Below are 17,379 nucleotides of genomic sequence, written 5' to 3' on the forward strand. Positions count from 1 at the left end.
TCTCCTCCATTATGACTTGATTGTCAATAGGAAAAGACGCAGAGATGCTTTCTCTGCGCCCTTGCCATAACCTGTTTTACAATTACTGAAACAAAAATTTTTCATCTGCAAAATCCAGCAGAAGTTCCCACTCCATCTCCGTCATTTCATGTACGCCCTTATGGATATAGCACCCAATTCTGCCTTCCTTATACAGCTTTCCTTCCTTGAGTTCCTCCGGCAGCTTAAGCCCCCAAAGACCATACAGTGCATAGGCCTCGGAGGCCAGCCATGCGCTTTCCAGCTCGCTTTCCGGGTTCGCCCAGGGATCCTCCAGGGAACCTGCCAGGTACAGAAATCTGGGGGCAATCAGCGCAAGCAGCATATGCTGGTCCACGGGAAGGTACTCTTCTTTCTCCCCATATGCCCCATAAGCCTCACAAAACCAATAGGGAAACTTCTGCGTAATCTCTTTTACCGTTTCCTTGTTTTTGCTGCCCCATCTGCTTAGGCCCGCTCCCGTACATCCGGAATGAAAGGCTGCGCAGAGCGCAAAACGCTGATCCGCCGCCGCTGTCCACAGGGCGCATTTGCCTCCCCGGGAAAAGCCCGCCAATACGCTTTTTGCCGCCAGAAGCCTTTCGTCCTGTTCTATATAATCCATGACCCGGCTAAGAGCATAGCTCCATGCCCCCATAGCGCCGCAGTCCTTTCTTCCTCTCTTCCCCGAAAGGCTCTTAAAAATCCCCTTCTCAAAAGTGTCCGGAACATCCGGGGCCACATCCTCCACCCAGAGAAGCAAAACCGCATAGCCCCGCTGTAAAATCCGGTTCAGCGGAATTACCGTTTCCCTCTCATTGGTCAATCTCAAATAGACCACTACTTTAAAGGGACCTCTCCCCTCTGGCAGATACAATGCGAGAGGGAAAGAAAATCCCGGCAGGTGCAGTACAAGCTGTTCCCGCCTTCCCCATGACCCCTGACGGATCACTCCTATTCTTTCATAGGATACCGCCCATGGCACGGGAAAAGGACAGTAGCCATAAATGCACCCTGTAAACAGATTTAAAAGCTCCGGACGCCGAAAGCGCTCCCAGTCCTGGCTGTTCTCTATCCGCCTGCCGGAGCAGGCAGTCAGGATATCAGGAAGCTCCACAGATCTCTCCATCATCAATTCCTTTCTCCTTCCGGCCTTCCCTCCACGTCCAGGGGCGCATTCTCATCGTATTCCAGATGCAGGCCGCCCTCAGCGTCAAATGTCAGCTTCAAAAAGACATAGCTGGAATGATTATAATCTTCTTCGTCCCAGCGGTCCGAAATATAGAGAAATTCTCTGTTGTCCGGACTTCCAATGGGCATCACAAAGGCCGGCTGGGTATGAAAGGTAGTTTCATCCCCGAATTCCTTCAATATGGACCATTTTCCGTCCATGCTTTCAGCGGTTCCGTATTTTCCCTGATTGGGCTTCCAGCCCGTGCAGAAGGAGGTCAGCATATAATAGGTGCCATTTCTCTGAAAGACAGCCGGGGCCTCCCTGTACTCTCCCTGCCACAGCCTGTTCACCAGGGAATCTATGTTCAGATAATCCTCCTGAAGCCGATAGATATGCAGATCCGCATTATCCCTGGCCGCAGAAATAAAATAAGCCGTGCCGTCCTCTTCTTGAAACAAAGTACAATCGCGTGACATATACCCAAAGGGGTTAAAGTGCCCGTGGTAAACGAAATCTCCGTCCGGCACGTCGCAGGTGGCCACGGCGCAGGCCGCCTCTCTGTAATTTTCCCCGTTTTCATAATGCACCCACAATACATATTTTTTTGTGGCAGCATTATAGAGCACCTTGGGGCGTTCCAGATTCACCTTACCTCCCTTTTCGTTTACAAGCGTAAGGGATGCCTTCACCCTGCTTTTGCTGACGGGAGAATGGGTCGTCAGAATGTGTCTGCGAAATTCCCACTCCCGCAAATCCGCAGAACGGTAGCAGCTGATATAATTATCATCGTTTCGGTTCTCACCATACCAATAATAATAACCGTCCTTCTTAAGCATACAGCCCCCATGAGCATGGATCACATTGCCCTGGGTATCATACCATAATTCGCCATTTTTTAAGGTTTTCATGATTCCTTCCCTCCCGGATGTAATTACATTTTAACGGAGCCGGTAATCCCGGCAGTAAAATATCTCTGCAGCACCGTAAAAATAATAATGGCAGGTATTGTACAGATAGAAACCGCCAGCAGAATCAAGCCATAGTCCTGGGTATAGCCGGACATCAGGTTCGCAATCAGAAGAGGCATAGTGACGGAATCATTATTCAGCATAATAATACTGGGCCACATATAGCTGTTCCAGGAATTCATAAAGGTTATGGTCAAAGCTGCCACATAGGTAGGCGCCATAATAGGCACGAACATACGGAAAAAAATCTGAAGTTCATTCAGCCCGTCCACTCTGGCCGCTTGTATGATTTCATGAGGAAAAGCCCGGGCTCCCTGTCTGAACAGCATAATCAAAAACACGGAGGAAATACCCGGCAGCACAAAAGCCAGGGTGGAATTTAAAAGTCCCATTCTGGAAAACATGGTATACAGCGGTATCACTGTGGAAATGGACGGCACCATCATGGACAGCATCAGGATTTTCATGACAAAATCCTTTCCCCTGTCGTTGTAAATTTCAAAACCATAGCCCGCAATGGAGCTTACAAGCAGCGCAAGAAGCGTCTGGGTAATGGAATATTTAAAGGAATTGGCCATTGCCGTTCCAATATTCTTGGCCTCCAGCAGGTTTTTCAAATTTGTGAGCAGATTGCTTCCCGGCAAAAGTCTTCCCGTGATAATCTGGGCGTGGGTATTTGTAGCGGACACAAACATCCAGTATATGGGAAACACAGAAAAGATTACTGCAATCATCAGCACCACATAGGTTCCCGCAAGCTTTCTTTTATTCACGTTTGTCACCTACCTTCATCTGAATCAGGGACAATACCGCAACCACCACAAAGATCACAAAAGAGATGGCTGTAGCATATCCGAAATTGGGCGTATACTCAAAGGACAGATTATAAATATAATGGGATATGGACAAAGTGGAGTTGGCAGGTCCTCCTCCCGTTAAGTTCACCGATTCGTCATACAGCTGAATGGTTCCGTTTACCGTCATAATGCAAAGCAGAATCAGTGTAGGCTTTATCAGGGGAATGGTGATCTTAAAAAATTTCTGAAGCTCCGAGGCTCCGTCCAAAACCGCCGATTCATATATGCTCTCATCAATATTCTGCAAGGCTGCGGACAAAAAAACCATGTTATAGCCCGTCCACCGCCAGACAAGCGCCAGCAGAATAATCAGACGCGCCGACCAGGGATTTCCGAAAAAATTGTATCCCGTATCCAGAATGCCGGCAGATACCAAAAAGGTATTAATCATTCCGTTGTAAGCAAACATAATGCGGAAAATCAAAGAGTAGGAAACCGACGCCGTGGCGCAGGGCAGAAACAGCAAAACCCGAAACAGTCCTTTGCATTTTAGTCCCTTCCTGTTTAGGAGCGTTGCCAGCCACAGGGCCAGTCCCAGCATGACGGGAATCTGGATCATATAAATCAGCGTATTGGTTACAGCCGTCAGAAGCGTCTTATCCTCCAACAATCTGGCATAATTTGAAAGCCCCGTAAAGGTCATCTGATTGCCGATCCCTGTTTTCAGAGATGTTAAAAAAGCCTGAAAAATGGGGCGGAAGCTCATAAAGCAGATTAAAAGCGCAGCCGGAAGCAAAAAAAGCCATCCGACTACTGTATGTCTCTTTGTGTTTGTCATCTTCTTCATATTTATCTCCATTCCGAAGCGCAGCGCAGGAATGCTATATTTTGAGGGCACCTTTCGATGCCCTCTGCATAAAATTTCCATTGCTTGAGTCCGTCAATTTCCCATGGCAAAATCCACAGTGGACTGTGCATTGTCCAGCTCCGACTGTATATCAGCGCCGTTGAGCACATTGGTCAGTGCCGTGGCTACGGCGTTTATCGTCTCATCATAAGCAGAGCTGGTATTGCTTGCAGGAAGCTGGTCCACAAACTGTCCCAGGGTTGCATAAATGGTGTCTCCGTTGAAGAAATCATCCGGCGTATTATAGATTTCTTCATTTCCCGCAGTGGGAAGATAACCTGCGATATAATTGGAGTCCAAAAGGATGTCCTGATAAAACGCATCGCTCAGCTCTCCGCCCATCACTGTAGTCAAAAGATCCAAAGCCGTCTCATAATCGCTGCAGTTGCTTGTGATCATCCAGCTGCTGCCGCCGCTTGCCGCATAAACCAGGCTGGTCAGTGATATCATCACCTATGTGGACTCCCACATCAACGAAGATTTAAAAATTTCCAAGCTTGCCCAAGCCTATTCCTATACGGAAAATTACATCTGCTCTCAATTTGTGCGCCAGACGGGAATCACCCTGAAGCAATATATCCTCACCAAAAAGCTCACACTGGCGAAACAGTTTTTGGAAAACGGCCTTTCCGTCACAGAAACCGCCGAGGCCTGCGGTTTCAACGATTACACCAACTTCATCCGCACCTTCAAAAACCACGTGGGATGTTCCCCCGCAAAATGGCGCAAGGGCTATTATATCTGTTCCAATCTGGCGGAGTGTCATATTCAGGATTTTTCCAGCTTTACGAAATAAAAAAACGATTCTGCCCCAGCAAAGAACCTGCAGAGGGAAGCTTTCCTCCTCCCCCTGCAGGTTCTCTAATTTTGTTCTTCATATTCCGCCTCAATCAAAGCAAGAGGCAGCGCCGCCAGCTCTCCATTTTCATTCCCTCCGCACAAAAGGCCGATGAAATGCCCGTTTAGATCAAACACCCCTCCCCCGGACATTCCCTGTACGGCGGGAGCTTTTATGAGCATCATATATTGAGAGAAATCCTCCAGATAGACCCATGTTTCCTGAAGCGTTCCCTCATAGGCGTTTTCGCCGGGTCCCCCGTAGGAACCCATTACAATCACGCCGTCTCCCGCCTCAAGGGAATCATAGCTTTCCTTATCCACCGCCGCGTGGCAATAGGTTTCCAGATGTTCCTTGGGAATATCTGAAACCGGTACAGATAAAAAAGCCAGGTCAGCATCCGCCGCCTTTTCATATACCTGGCATTCCACAGCCCATCCGTCGGCAAATACCACCCATACACTCTCATTCTCCTGCCCAAGCACATGAGCCGCCGTCAACACCGTCAGTTCATTTTCATCTCCATTATAGAGAATACCGCTGCCCCCGCTTCCCCTGGCCAGAACCTGCACCATCATGCCAGAAGCCTCCTCCTGCAGCATTCCGGCCAGATTTTCTTCCTCGGGATTTTCCGAAAAAATCAGGGAAGCCTGGGGAAGCACACTCTCCTTAGCCGGATTGCTCTCCCCGTAAGCCTTCCCTTCCTCTTCCACATAAAATCTCTGGAAAAAAAATATTGCGGCGGCCAAAAGAAATGCCCCCGCCAAAACAATCATGCCTTTTTTTATCACGCGCACCTCCCTGGCTTTTTGGGGGTAAGCAGGACGGTAAGCCGGGTTATGTCGCGAATAATCATCTATCTAGTACGGCTGTCGCCAGCCGCATCAAGCGACCTACCTGAAAGCAGGCCGGGCAAGCCTGTCGCTTTCTTTTTGGTCTTGCTTCGGATGGGGTTTACATGGCTCCGCCTGTTGCCAGACGGACGGTAGTCTCTTACACTGCCTTTCCACCCTCACCGGACTCCGCCTCAAAGAAACGGTTCCGGCGGTATATTTCTGTTGCACTAGCCTTGGAGTCGCCTCCACCAGACGTTATCTGGCATCCTGCCCTGTGAAGCCCGGACTTTCCTCACCTGCACAAAATGCAGCCGCGATTATTTGTCCTACTTACCTGTCAATGATTATATCCTGCCACGGTACATTTCGCAAGAAAAAAATGATACCTGAATTATGCCGCCTTCCTGAATTTAATGATATTATCTTTATCCTTACGCCCTCTGCCCCTTATCATGCCGAAGATCTGCTCCATAAGCTGCCAGTATCCCACTGCGGAAAAAGAAAACATTGTGACATAATAGGGCAGCACATATCTTGCCTTAGCCTCCCAGAAAATGCTGAACAAAAAGCCTCCTATCATCATCACCGCCAGCAGATGCTGCAAAGGATTGCTTTTTGGCCTGACAGCAAGGACAAAATATAAAAGCATGCCGAAATACACAACAAACTGCAGCCTGTCACAAACCCAAAGCACCTTCAAAAAGTATTCTCCCCCAAGCTTCGCCGTCAGGGAATCCGCCGGAGGTTCAAACCCCTCCACATATTCTGTGTTAAAATACAGGGACTGATACAAGGGTTCATTCCACTGAGACAGCAGCTTTTCCCGAAAGAAAGTCCACGCATAGGAAGGATCGGACCGAAACACCCCAAGCCTTTCACGAATATCCTGCTTTACCACTTCTTCCGTGATATCCCTGTCACAATCATTCTCATAATAAATCCTTCTGGGATAGTCAAAATACCAGCCATACTTGCCGTTATTCTCCTGCAGTCCCATGGAGACCCAGGAAAGCACAGGCAGACCCTGAGAATGCTCATAACCGGAACGAAGCTCATACATTTTGTAAATTCCCATATAAAGCAGCCAGGGCAGCAAAACCGCCAGGACGGCTGCCTTCAGCAGTTTCTTATCCTTGCGGTAAACGGCCCATACAAGGGACACCAGACAAAAAGCAATGAGAAGAATCAAAGAATTTTTTCGCACCAAAATCCCCATGGTCAGAGAAAAGACACACAGCACCAGATAACCCCAATGAGATTTTTTTCCATACCGCAGAAGGGCCCATGCCGCCAGCAGGGAGAAAAAGATGCTGGGGATATCTCCGTACACCCAGCTGGTATAAAAAATCAGAGGCAGGCATCCCAGCATAGTGGCACAGTAAAACACCAAAACACTCATCTGGTCCACAATCTCTTCCACAATCCGATAACCTAAAAAGACAATGCCCACCGCAAGAAAAGCGCAGATCACCTGAAAGGCAAAATAATTATATGTCCCCACAAAAACAAAAAGCAGCTCCATCAGCGCAGTCAGCGCCAGTTGATGGGGATACATGCCGAAGTATCCGCCCTGGGCCAAAAATTCATAATTGCCCTCCAGAAAATAGGAAGCCCCTCCATAAACAAAGGCCTGGTCACCCGTTGGCAGTCTGTCCGCACCGGTAATCCACCAAAAGCTCCACCCTCCAATCCAGAGCAGGGTTAAAGCAAGCGCGGCCTGTTTGATCCTATTTTTCACCTGCTGCGAAAAACGTTTTTCCACCTGTGCCAAAAAGACAAGAAACGCCCCCGCAAACAGCAGAACCAGCAGGTTTCTGCTCATGGAATCCCACACGTTTAAGGGTATCTCCTCTCCTCCCGGATTCATGTACTGGGTATACCGAAAAGAATACCAGGTCAGAAACAAAAATATGGCAGTCCCACAGATCCGCACAATCCAATTGGCTAAAACAGCCAGACCTTCTCCGGCTTCCCTTTGTTTTTGTTCTCCGTGCTCTTTCATTCGTATCCTTCCCCCTGTGCTTATGATTTTTCCGTCCTAAACCTGAAAGCAGCTGCCGCCTACAAATTCCCTGCAGATAGAATTGTTGGGGAGACTCTCGCTGGTCACACCCAGAAAATAGTCTAAAAACTTAAGCAGCCTCTTCGCCTCATGATACTCCTTATCCTCCTTGGATATCTGAAAAAGCAAGGGTTCTGCAAACTGCTTCAAAACTGCCAGCTCATAGATTAGCACCGAGTTAAACATGGCGTCTGCATCCTCCTGATAGGGAAAAATATTTTCCTCCTCCCCTCTTCTCACCGACGGCCACATGGAAATGGTTCTTTTGGCATCCGCTCCCCTGGTTCTGGCATCCCGCACCAGACGGCGCAGCAGCCTTCCGTCCGTAGTAGGAATCCGGTTGTGCTCGTCAATATTGATATTGGTGAGCGCGCTGATATAAATTTTATACTTGCTTTCCTCAGGAAGGGCGTAGGATGTCTTTCCATTCAGCCCGTGGATTCCCTCAATGACCAAAATGTCGTCAGGGCCCAGTTTCTTATATTTCCCGTTATATTCTCTTTTTCCGGTTTTAAAATTAAAGGTGGGAAGCTCCAGCCTCTCTCCCTTCAGCAGTCTGCACATATCCTCATTAAATTTTTTAATGTCAATGGCCTCAAGACATTCAAAGTTGTAATCTCCCTTTTCGTCTCTGGGCGTAAATTCCCGGTCCACAAAGTAGTCGTCCAGGGCGATGGGATGGGGCACTTTCCCAAGCGTGCGAAGCTGTATGGACAGTCTGTGGGAAAAACTGGTTTTGCCCGAGGAGGAAGGGCCTGCAATCATAACAAACTTCACATTCCCTCTGCTTACGATATCCTTGGCAATCTCGCCGATCTTGCGCTCCTGTTTAGCCTCCTGCACCAAAATCAGCTCGCTTAAAGAACCGCTGCAGATCTGATCATTCAAATCCCCGACTGTCTCAATGCCCACCTTTCTTCCCCATTCCTCAGACTCCTTCAGGGTTGCAAACAGCTTTTTGCGTTCCGTAAAAGGCTCCACTACAGAAGGGTTCTTTTTAGAAGGCAGAAGCAGCATAAAGCCTTCATCATAGGGTATCACATCAAACCACTTCACATAGCCTGCATTGGGCAGCATATATCCATAATAATAATCATAATAGCCTTCTATTTCATAGATATTTACAAAGGAGCTTCTTCTGTACCGAAACAGCTTTTCCTTGTCCCTCATGCCCTGTGTGCGAAACAGCTCCATGGCGTCATCAAGAGAGTACAGGCGCTTATAGAACGGTGTTTTCTGTTCCACCAGCTGCCACATTCTATCCTTGATCTGCCTGGCACTTTCCGCTGAGACCAAGACGCCCTCTCCCGCTCTGATATAAGAGCCATGTCCTATGGCAAACTCCACCCGGCTTCCCTGGGCCGCCTTACTGCCAAACACATCGTATATGCCTTTTAAAAACAGCATGGTGGCAGTGCGCACATAGGTCTTGTATCCCACATCGTCCCGCAGGGTAAAGAAATCAATGGTACAGTCTTTTGTGAGCTTCTTAAACAGCTCACGAATTTTACCATTCACCGATACCACTGCAATCATATTGTCATATGCCTCCTGATAAGGCGCTGCCACAGTCTCATAGGTTGTTCCCTGGGGAAATTGTTTCTTCTCACCCTTTATCGTTACCGTAATCATTTTTCTTCCTGCCCTTTCAGTCATACTTACTCCCAATATGACAGTGCCTCCAGAAGGCGCTTCCGCTCCTGCCTCACCTGGCACAAACGCTCCTTTGCCCTGTCCTTTTCCCCGAAATTCAGCTCCTTTTCTATCTCCAGGGTGGTTTTCAGCCGGTATTCCAGATATTCCCTGAGTACCGGATTTCTGTCCTCTAAAAGCTTTTCCCCAAATTCCAAAAAGAGCTCACTTTGATTATCGATCTCCTGTCCTGTGTAGACGGCTTTCATCATAAAATAATATTTTCCCTCTTCACACAATATATTCTCTTCCTGGATTTTATATCCCCCGTCCTGTAAAAATCTGCGGAACTGGGGAATCTCCGACTGGGGCTGCAAAATCAGCTCCGAAAAGCTTTTTGCTTTCTCTTCCTGCGAGGCAAGAATTTTGGTCATCACCCGTCCTCCCATGCCTGCGCACACAAGCGTCTGGGCTTCTCCCTTTTCATATGCACTAAGCCCATCGGAAAGACGGGTCTCTATGTAGCTTCCCAGCCCGCACCTGGCGATGTGTTCCTTTGCCCTGGCCAGGGGCCCTTCTCTCACATCCATTGCCAAAACCCGGGGACTGATCTGATTCTGCACAAGATAGATGGACAAAAAGCCATGGTCACATCCCACATCTGCCACCCGGTTCCCCAAAGTCACCATATCGGCCAGAGCCTGCAGCCTGCGGGAGAGTACAACCTTCATCAATCCAGATAATCCTTCAGCTTCCGGCTGCGGCTGGGATGACGCAGCTTTCGAAGGGCCTTGGCTTCTATCTGACGGATACGCTCACGGGTCACGTTAAATTCCTTTCCCACCTCTTCAAGAGTGCGGGCTCTCCCGTCGTCCAGTCCAAACCGCAGACGCAGCACCTTTTGTTCTCTCTCTGTGAGAGTTCCCAAAACCTCCACCAGCTGCTCCTTTAATAAGGTAAAGGCCGCTGCATCCGAGGGAACCGGCACATTATCGTCCTGTATGAAATCGCCCAGGTGGCTGTCCTCCTCCTCGCCGATGGGCGTCTCCAGAGAAACAGGCTCCTGGCTGATTTTTAAAATCTCCCTCACCCGCTCCACAGGCATATTCATTTCCTGGGCAATTTCCTCCGGAGAGGGCTCTCTTCCAAGCTCCTGCAGAAGCTGTCTGCTGACCCGGATCAGCTTATTGATGGTCTCCACCATGTGAACCGGGATTCGTATGGTCCGCGCCTGATCTGCGATGGCCCTGGTAATGGCCTGGCGAATCCACCAGGTTGCATAGGTGGAAAATTTATAGCCCTTGCGGTAATCAAATTTTTCCACAGCCTTAATCAGACCCAGGTTGCCCTCCTGAATCAAATCAAGAAACAGCATCCCCCGGCCCACATATCTTTTGGCAATGCTCACCACCAGACGTAAGTTTGCCTCTGCCAAACGCTTTTTGGCCTCCTGATCCCCCAGCTCCATCCGCTTTGCCAGCTCTATTTCCTCCTCCGCGCTCAAAAGAGGCACCTTGCCGATTTCCTTCAGATACATGCGGACAGGATCCTCGATGCTGACGCCGTCGGGAACCGAAAGGTCGATGTTTTCCACATCCACCTCGTCGTCCTCCGTGAGTATGATCTCCTCATCGTCCACATCGTCCTCTTCTGTGATGCGCAGAACATCCACATTATTCTGCTCAAGTACCTCCAGAATTTTTTCAAACTGCTCCTCTTCCAGCGGCATATCCGCAAAGAAATCACTGATCTCCTGATATTCGAGAACGTTCTTTTTCTTCTTCGCCATATTCAGAAGCTCTTTTACCTTCTCGTCAAATTTTGCCTGTGTGTTTTCATCCATGTTGTTCGTTCCTTCCTTCCTGGGAAATTTACTTCCTTTGTAATTGTCTGTGGCTTTTTTTATTCTTAACCTTAATCCAGGGAAATATGCGTTTTTGCCAGCTCTTCCAGGGCTTTTTTTCCAGCAATTACCTGATTCAGGGCTGTCATATCCGCCCCCAGCCTGGCCGTATAATATTCATAGCTGTTTTTCTTTACCGAAAACACAATGTCATGAAACGCCTTTTCCTTCTCCTGCTTTGTCTCCAGCTTTGGCAGACTGGTGTTAAAAAGAGCCGCCGCCTCCCGCTGGTCATTTTCCTCCTCAAACATGCTGATAATGCCGGCAGGCCGAAGCTCTCCCTTCTCCAGGTCCAAAAACAGCTTCTCGGCCACCTTCCTGTACAGCTCCTCCGTAAAATCCTCCGGCGTAATATACCCTTTGATTTTTTCATAAAGGGAAGGCTCGTCCGTAATCCAGGTAATCAAAAGCCGCTGGGATTTCTTTGCTCCTTCTTCAGGGCTGCTTTTGCGGGAAGCGGTGGTCCTGGGTCTCCTTGCAGGCTCTGCGCCTCCTGTGGCCACCGCGGCGGACAGCACCAGTCTGCGCAGCTGCTCCGTCCCGATATGATACTTTTCTGCCACCGCCTGCAGATAATTTTCTCTCTCCACTTCCTCCTTAAACTCACAAAGCTTCCTTGCGATCTCCCGGTGAAACCGTGTCTTGGATTCCGGGTCCTCCATATCATAACCCGCTTCCATAATCCGTATTTCAAAGAAAAAGCTGTTTTCCGCCTTTGCAATGCGTTCTCCAAAGGCCTCCTTCCCCAGATTTTTCATAAACTCATCCGGGTCCTTATAGGGCCGCATGTCAATGACTCTGGCTGTAAGCCCCGCTTCCCGCAGAATGCCGATACCGCGAAGGGCCGCTTTCACTCCGGCGCCGTCGCTGTCATAGGCAAGCAGCACATTGTCTGTATAGCGCCGCAGCAGGGAAGCCTGTTCTGAAGTGAACGCTGTGCCAAGGGACGCCACTGCCTGGGTAAACCCGGCCTGATGCATGGCGATTACATCCATATAACCCTCACAAAGAATCAGGTTGCCGCTTCCTGCCCTGCGGGCAAAATTTAAACCATACAGGTTGCGTCTCTTATCAAATATGGGAGTCTCTGGAGAATTGAGATATTTAGGCTCTCCCTCCCCCATAACACGGCCCCCAAAGCCGATTACCCGGTGATTAATGTCTTGTATGGGAAACATGACCCTGTTCCAAAACTGGCTTAAAAGACCGTGCCTCTCCGAAAAATTAGCAAGACCCGCCTCCTTGATCAGCTGATCCTCAAAGCCCTTCTTACGCAGGTACTCCACAAGCTGCGCTCCATTTTTGCCCGCATAGCCCAATCCGAATTTTTTCATGGTCTCATCGGTCAGCTCACGCTTCTTCAGGTATTGAAGGCCCGTGGTTCCCTGGGGGCTTCGAAGCATAAAATAAAAATAGGTTGCTGCCTCTTTGCACACCTCCAAAAGTCTGGCGCGCCTGTTCTCTCTTCTTCTTGCCTCTTCCGAATATTCCGGCTCCGGCAAGGCCACTCCGGCCCGCTCCGCCAGAGCCCTCACTGCCTCCGGAAAGGAATAATTCTCATATTTCATGAGAAAGGTAAACACATTTCCACCTGCACCACAGCCAAAACAGTGATACATCTGCCTGGTATCCGATACGGAAAAGGAGGGGGATTTCTCGTTATGAAAGGGACACAGCCCCCAATAACTGCTGCCCTTTTTTTGAAGCTTTACATATCCCGACACCACATCCACGATGTCGTTTCTCATTCTGACTTCTTCCACAATCTCCTCAGAATAATACATTTCATTACTCCCATGAAGCCGCGCTTTATGTAAATCCTTTCTTAAAGCCGTGCTTTTGTTTTATATATGCCAGGACTTTGGTATATAGATCTCTTCATACTGCGCTATGGCGAAGCGGTCGCTCATCGCTCCCACATAGTCGCATACCACCTTTTCTCTGGGCTCTCCCTCCGATATCAGATTAAGAAATTCCTCCGGCAGATCATCTATGTGCTTCAAATAGTGATAATATAAAGTTTCCATCAGCATCTCGGCCTTTCCCTCCTCGCTTTTGGCCTCAGGATTCTGATAGACTCTCTCAAACATAAACTGTCTGATCTTTCGCATAGCCTCCCCAACCGGCTCCGACATCAATATGTCATTTTTGCCCATGCTGGCTGTGACAATATCGTGTATAAAATGATCCAGACGCTCTCCTGTGGTCTTTCCCACAACGTCCGCAATCTCCTTAGGCACATCGCTTTCCTTCAAGATTCCGGCTCTGACGGCATCGTCCATGTCGTGATGAATATAAGCGATCTTATCCGAAAGACGCACCACTTTTCCCTCCAGCGTATGAGGCTTTCCTATGGTCTGGTGGTTTCGGATGCCGTCCCGCACCTCATAAGTCAAATTTAAGCCCAGGCCTCCCTTCTCCAGCCTGTCCACCGTGCGCACGCTCTGCTCACTGTGTTCAAAGCCGAAAGGACACACCCGGTTTAACGCCCGCTCTCCCGCATGTCCAAAGGGGGTATGCCCCAAATCATGTCCCAGGGCAATGGCTTCCACAAGCTCCTCATTCAGCTTCAGCGCCTTTGCAATGGTACGGGCATTTTGAGAAACCTCCAGAGTATGGGTCAGTCTGGTACGATAGTGATCTCCCTCCGGCGTCAAAAATACCTGTGTCTTATCCTTCAGCCTTCGAAAGGCCTTACAGTGTATGATTCTGTCCCTGTCTCTCTGAAAAACAGGCCGGATGTCGCACTGCTCCTCCGGCTTTAGCCTGCCTTTAGAATTCATACTTAAGGATGCGTAAGGACTCAAATAATCCTTTTCCCACTGTTCCAAGCTTTCTCTAATTGTCATGTCCGCCTCTCTTTACAAGAAACCCAATCACATTACAACATACTCCTAATTTATATATTCTCCACACTGTGGGAAATTCCTTTATTCTACCTGCATATCTCGAAAATAAACTCCGCATTTTTTTCCATGGCCTCATAGGCCGTCTTAAAGGGGGACATCTGGAACACATGCCACATGCCCGGAAAGCGGTCCAGCTTCACAAATACACCCGCCTTCCCCATGGCCTCGTAAAGCCGCAGGGCATCGCTTAACAGGATTTCGTTTTCCCCCACTTGAATGTAGGTGGGCGGAAAGCTCTGAAAATCCCCGAACAGAGGAGATATCAGAGGTTCCTCCAGGTTCCTCTTGTCCGCGTAAGCCAAAACCATGCGGTCAATATATGCCTTGTCCAGCACAGGATCAAGCTCCGCTCTGGATTCGAAGGATTCCCCCGACGAGGTGAGGTCCGTCCAGGGGGAGAGAAGCACCAGGCCTCTTGGGAGCATCCTATTTTCCTGCTTCAGCTTAAGGGTCAGGGAAAGGGCAAGATTTCCCCCCGCAGAATCCCCTGTGACAATAATATCTCTCGCCCCATAACCCAGGAGCATAAGATAATTCCATGCCTTCATAGCGTCCTCCAGAGCCGCAGGATAAGGGTGCTCCGGCGCAAGACGGTAGTCAAAGCACAATACGTCCATGGACACGATCGACGCAAGCTTTGCGGTCAGCGTTCTTGCATACATACTGCTTCCGGTAGAATATCCGCCGCCATGACAATGGAGAATCACATATTTTTTCATATGGGGTCTGTTGACGCTTACCCACTCGCCATACATACCGTCAATATCTACCTCTTTGTAGCAGATATCCTTGGTATTTCCTAAAATAGCTCCAATATAATCCTGGGACTGTCTATGCTTTTCAATATCACTGTTTTCCACCAGGCCATGCACCCGTTTGATCAGCTGCATCAAATTCTGGTTTCTTCTGCTTTCCTTGCTCATATATCCTTATTCTCCCAAACCTGCAGTCCAAATTGCCTTCCTTAAAAATGCAGTCTTCTTCTCACCTCATTGCGCAGTCTTCTGCGGGACAGCAGCGTAATGATGGCAATATCCACAATGACGCAGACCGTAGCCACAATGGCCGACCATTGAAACGCCGCCTGCCCATCCAGATAAAGATCAATCAAAAATTCCAGTCCCAGACACAGCAGCGCAAGGGCCGTAAAAAGATAAAGGGCCACCGTAAGAAAGGAACGGGGAAGCTTCCTTACACAGAGCACAAAGCACTCAGAAAGAAAGGTGACCCACAAAACGATGGGCATTCCAAGCCCGTAAAACCAATCATCCCGCTGTATCATATAGGCAATCATATACAGATATACCATCACCGCCGCCCCGTCAAACAGCAAAGAAACATAAATGGACTGCTTGGTATAAATCACTACCGGTATCATGATCACCCACAGAATAACACATACGCCGATCACTGCCAGAGACCAGAGGGTTCCCTGAAATACAAAGGCGTTGAGAATGCCGCAGGTGACAGCCGTAGCCAAAACCACCGTGGAGAGCAGAATACCCAAATCCTTTCTCTTCACAGTCTCCACCTGTCCCTTTTCCTTGGGAAAGGGTGTCGGCTGCTGCCTGGTCTTAAGGTCCGACGGATTGATCACCGGCGTATTACAAAGCGGACAATTTTTTGCCGAAGGGTCCAATTCCACACCACAATTCACACAATATGACATACTATCCCTTTCCGCGCCTTTTATGCGCTGTTTCCTTACAATAACGCTTCCCGCTACTCCTGCGTTATCTCACGGTTGCTCTCTATTTTTACATGAATGCCGTCCGAAACCAGCTTGCGGAAAAAATACCGCTCCACATCCGCCTCAATAATACTGCTTGCAAAGTTGATGGTCAGAATGTCATCAAAGCTGACTATGGCGCAATTTGTCCTGGAGGAAAATGGCTGGCCCATATAGATATCAAAGCGCTCAATATAAGGCTTCATTCCCTCCGGCACCTTTATGGCTCCCATATTGGTCAGCCCCGCGGAGGAATTTTTGTCCTGCACCTTTGTATAGAACATCCGCACCACAAAATCCTTGATAAACAGCGGCACCACTCTGATCAGAGGATTTTTCTGGGTTGCGGCGTTTGTCGTAATGTCTCCCCTTAAAAATTTTTCATTCAGATAATACCGCATGTAGTTGTGCACCTGGGTTACAATTTCCTCAAAGGTATAGTCCCCAAGCCTCGGGTCCACTCCCGGATAGATCATGGTAATAAAATTCCGAAGTGTCTTTGAGGGGAAAAAGCGCCTGAGATTCACCGGCATTGCTATCTTCACCGGGCGCAGGCGAAGATGCCAGTCTTTTTCCTGCTTTGTCAAAAGCGCGTACAACAGCACTGCATTGAGATATTCCGTTATGGTGGCATTGTATTTCTTTGCAACTGCCATCACCTGGGACACGGACATGATACCGTCAATAATATTAAGCGTATAGAAGGGCTCCTTCGTGCCCCGCACCCGGTACGTTTTCTCTCCCGGCCTGGGCGGACGCACCTTTGCGTTGGCGTAGCGCATATAAGCGTCTTCCAGCTCCTCCGGATCGGGTTCCCTGCCGATATCCAGCACAAAGCCTCCATTTTCAATCTCTTCATGTCCCAGAAGCCTTAAATATACCGCCACCAGCGTCTGCAGCACACACATACCGCCGGTTCCGTCTCCCAGACTGTGATGGGCCTCCAGGGCAATCCGGTTCCTATAATAATAAACCTTCACCAGATATCGATTATTGGCCTTAAAATACATAGGCTGACAGGGATTTTTTACGTCCTCCTGCACAAAAGGCCCCGGCCTGTTGTTTGGCTCTAAGTACCGCCAGAACAGACCTTTTCGTATGGCGGCTTTATAGGTGGGAAATCTGGGAAGGGTCATATCCACAGCCTGCTGCAGCACCCCGGGATCAATCTCCTCCTTTAAAAGCACGGACAAACGGTATACGGATGAGAAATCCCGTCTCTGCAGGGTAGGATAAACAATAGCGGACAAATCCAGTTTGTACCAATCTCTGCGCACCCCTTTTTCCATTAAGCACCTTCCTCCATGATTATACCCAAATGGTACATTGAAAAAAAGAGTGCTAAGCATATACTTAACACTCTCTTGTCATGCAGGAAAAGAGACTTGAACTCTCATGGTATTGCTACCACACGGACCTGAACCGTGCGCGTCTGCCAATTCCGCCATTCCTGCGAACAAGTCATATTTTATATGTTTTCCTGCCAAATGTCAATAGAATTTTTGCTATTTTTTTTATTTTTTTTATTTCCTGAAGTGAAAAGTTTATTTCCACTTTGAATAGGTAAAAGTAGATTTTAGTCTTTCACTCATTTCCACTTCCCCAT

At 48.7% G+C, this 17,379-nt stretch carries 16 protein-coding genes, 1 tRNA gene and 1 other RNA gene; 1 reads left to right on the forward strand and 17 read right to left on the reverse strand.

Features of this window, described 5'->3' with window-relative positions:
• Nucleotides 1-82 precede the first annotated feature (82 nt).
• The 5 genes from SHK35_RS06905 to SHK35_RS06925 form a co-directional block, all read right to left on the reverse strand.
• Nucleotides 83-1,150 carry a dienelactone hydrolase family protein gene (locus SHK35_RS06905; RefSeq protein ID WP_318709208.1) on the reverse strand — a complete coding sequence of 356 codons (1,068 nt, stop codon included), beginning with the start codon at nt 1,148-1,150 and terminating at the stop codon, nt 83-85.
• Entirely contained in the window at nt 1,150-2,100 is a 951-nt protein-coding gene (locus SHK35_RS06910) for a family 43 glycosylhydrolase (RefSeq protein WP_318709209.1), read from the reverse strand. Before SHK35_RS06910 ends, SHK35_RS06905 begins: the two co-directional genes overlap by 1 nt.
• Before the next feature lie 23 nt (nt 2,101-2,123).
• Nucleotides 2,124-2,933 carry a carbohydrate ABC transporter permease gene (locus SHK35_RS06915; RefSeq protein ID WP_330638211.1) on the reverse strand — a complete coding sequence of 270 codons (810 nt, stop codon included), beginning with the start codon at nt 2,931-2,933 and terminating at the stop codon, nt 2,124-2,126.
• Complete coding sequence (locus SHK35_RS06920) at nt 2,926-3,804, reverse strand: carbohydrate ABC transporter permease (RefSeq protein WP_318704823.1); 879 nt, start codon at nt 3,802-3,804, stop codon at nt 2,926-2,928. Before SHK35_RS06920 ends, SHK35_RS06915 begins: the two co-directional genes overlap by 8 nt.
• Before the next feature lie 93 nt (nt 3,805-3,897).
• Nucleotides 3,898-4,317, reverse strand: a complete 420-nt coding sequence (locus tag SHK35_RS06925) for a hypothetical protein (protein WP_318709210.1) — start codon at nt 4,315-4,317, stop codon at nt 3,898-3,900.
• Between the two features lie 4 nt (nt 4,318-4,321).
• Here SHK35_RS06925 and SHK35_RS06930 point away from each other — a divergent pair, with 4 nt between their 5' ends.
• Nucleotides 4,322-4,660 (forward strand): helix-turn-helix domain-containing protein, encoded by a 339-nt coding sequence (locus SHK35_RS06930; protein ID WP_318704821.1) that lies wholly within the window; start codon nt 4,322-4,324, stop codon nt 4,658-4,660.
• A 65-nt stretch (nt 4,661-4,725) separates the two neighbouring features.
• Here the strand turns inward: SHK35_RS06930 and SHK35_RS06935 are convergent, their stop codons facing one another.
• The 12 genes from SHK35_RS06935 to SHK35_RS06990 form a co-directional block, all read right to left on the reverse strand.
• Nucleotides 4,726-5,493: a S1 family peptidase gene (locus SHK35_RS06935; protein WP_318709211.1), complete on the reverse strand. Its 768-nt coding sequence runs from the start codon at nt 5,491-5,493 to the stop codon at nt 4,726-4,728.
• 21 nt (nt 5,494-5,514) lie between these two features.
• An RNA gene (gene rnpB / locus SHK35_RS06940) (RNase P RNA component class A) lies at nt 5,515-5,871 on the reverse strand.
• A 58-nt stretch (nt 5,872-5,929) separates the two neighbouring features.
• Nucleotides 5,930-7,540 (reverse strand): ArnT family glycosyltransferase, encoded by a 1,611-nt coding sequence (locus SHK35_RS06945; protein WP_318709212.1) that lies wholly within the window; start codon nt 7,538-7,540, stop codon nt 5,930-5,932.
• Nucleotides 7,541-7,576: 36 nt separating this feature from the next.
• Complete coding sequence (locus tag SHK35_RS06950; RefSeq protein ID WP_318709218.1) at nt 7,577-9,232, reverse strand: nucleoside kinase; 1,656 nt, start codon at nt 9,230-9,232, stop codon at nt 7,577-7,579.
• Nucleotides 9,233-9,258: 26 nt separating this feature from the next.
• Nucleotides 9,259-9,963, reverse strand: coding sequence for a tRNA (adenine(22)-N(1))-methyltransferase (locus tag SHK35_RS06955; protein ID WP_318709219.1), 705 nt, complete (start codon nt 9,961-9,963; stop codon nt 9,259-9,261).
• Nucleotides 9,963-11,075: an RNA polymerase sigma factor RpoD gene (gene rpoD / locus SHK35_RS06960; protein WP_318704818.1), complete on the reverse strand. Its 1,113-nt coding sequence runs from the start codon at nt 11,073-11,075 to the stop codon at nt 9,963-9,965. The genes SHK35_RS06955 and rpoD overlap by 1 nt, the downstream gene beginning before the upstream one ends.
• Nucleotides 11,076-11,146: 71 nt before the next feature.
• Nucleotides 11,147-12,919, reverse strand: coding sequence for a DNA primase (gene dnaG, locus SHK35_RS06965; protein WP_318704817.1), 1,773 nt, complete (start codon nt 12,917-12,919; stop codon nt 11,147-11,149).
• Nucleotides 12,920-12,979: 60 nt separating this feature from the next.
• Complete coding sequence (locus SHK35_RS06970) at nt 12,980-13,984, reverse strand: deoxyguanosinetriphosphate triphosphohydrolase (RefSeq protein ID WP_318704816.1); 1,005 nt, start codon at nt 13,982-13,984, stop codon at nt 12,980-12,982.
• Nucleotides 13,985-14,070: 86 nt separating this feature from the next.
• Entirely contained in the window at nt 14,071-14,967 is an 897-nt protein-coding gene (locus SHK35_RS06975; RefSeq protein ID WP_318704815.1) for an alpha/beta hydrolase, read from the reverse strand.
• 41 nt (nt 14,968-15,008) lie between these two features.
• Entirely contained in the window at nt 15,009-15,713 is a 705-nt protein-coding gene (locus SHK35_RS06980; RefSeq protein WP_318709213.1) for a zinc ribbon domain-containing protein, read from the reverse strand.
• 53 nt (nt 15,714-15,766) lie between these two features.
• On the reverse strand, nt 15,767-17,062 hold the full coding sequence (locus SHK35_RS06985; RefSeq protein ID WP_318709214.1) for an alcohol acetyltransferase: 1,296 nt from the start codon (nt 17,060-17,062) through the stop codon (nt 15,767-15,769).
• A gap of 81 nt (nt 17,063-17,143) precedes the next feature.
• Nucleotides 17,144-17,227: transfer RNA gene (locus tag SHK35_RS06990), tRNA-Leu, on the reverse strand.
• Nucleotides 17,228-17,379: the final 152 nt, after the last annotated feature.

This window comes from Candidatus Acetatifactor stercoripullorum, from assembly GCF_944382095.1.
GTDB classification, from domain to species: Bacteria; Bacillota; Clostridia; order Lachnospirales; family Lachnospiraceae; genus Acetatifactor; species Acetatifactor stercoripullorum.

Coding starts and splice junctions, on each gene's coding strand:
- SHK35_RS06905 (WP_318709208.1), bottom strand. CDS start 1,150: ATGATGGAGAGATCTGTGGAGCTTCCTGATATCCTGACTGCCTGCTCC.
- SHK35_RS06910 (WP_318709209.1), bottom strand. CDS start 2,100: ATGAAAACCTTAAAAAATGGCGAATTATGGTATGATACCCAGGGCAAT.
- SHK35_RS06920 (WP_318704823.1), bottom strand. CDS start 3,804: ATGAAGAAGATGACAAACACAAAGAGACATACAGTAGTCGGATGGCTT.
- SHK35_RS06945 (WP_318709212.1), bottom strand. CDS start 7,540: ATGAAAGAGCACGGAGAACAAAAACAAAGGGAAGCCGGAGAAGGTCTG.
- SHK35_RS06950 (WP_318709218.1), bottom strand. CDS start 9,232: ATGATTACGGTAACGATAAAGGGTGAGAAGAAACAATTTCCCCAGGGA.
- SHK35_RS06955 (WP_318709219.1), bottom strand. CDS start 9,963: ATGAAGGTTGTACTCTCCCGCAGGCTGCAGGCTCTGGCCGATATGGTG.
- rpoD (WP_318704818.1), bottom strand. CDS start 11,075: ATGGATGAAAACACACAGGCAAAATTTGACGAGAAGGTAAAAGAGCTT.
- dnaG (WP_318704817.1), bottom strand. CDS start 12,919: ATGTATTATTCTGAGGAGATTGTGGAAGAAGTCAGAATGAGAAACGAC.
- SHK35_RS06970 (WP_318704816.1), bottom strand. CDS start 13,984: ATGACAATTAGAGAAAGCTTGGAACAGTGGGAAAAGGATTATTTGAGT.
- SHK35_RS06975 (WP_318704815.1), bottom strand. CDS start 14,967: ATGAGCAAGGAAAGCAGAAGAAACCAGAATTTGATGCAGCTGATCAAA.
- SHK35_RS06980 (WP_318709213.1), bottom strand. CDS start 15,713: ATGTCATATTGTGTGAATTGTGGTGTGGAATTGGACCCTTCGGCAAAA.
- SHK35_RS06985 (WP_318709214.1), bottom strand. CDS start 17,062: ATGGAAAAAGGGGTGCGCAGAGATTGGTACAAACTGGATTTGTCCGCT.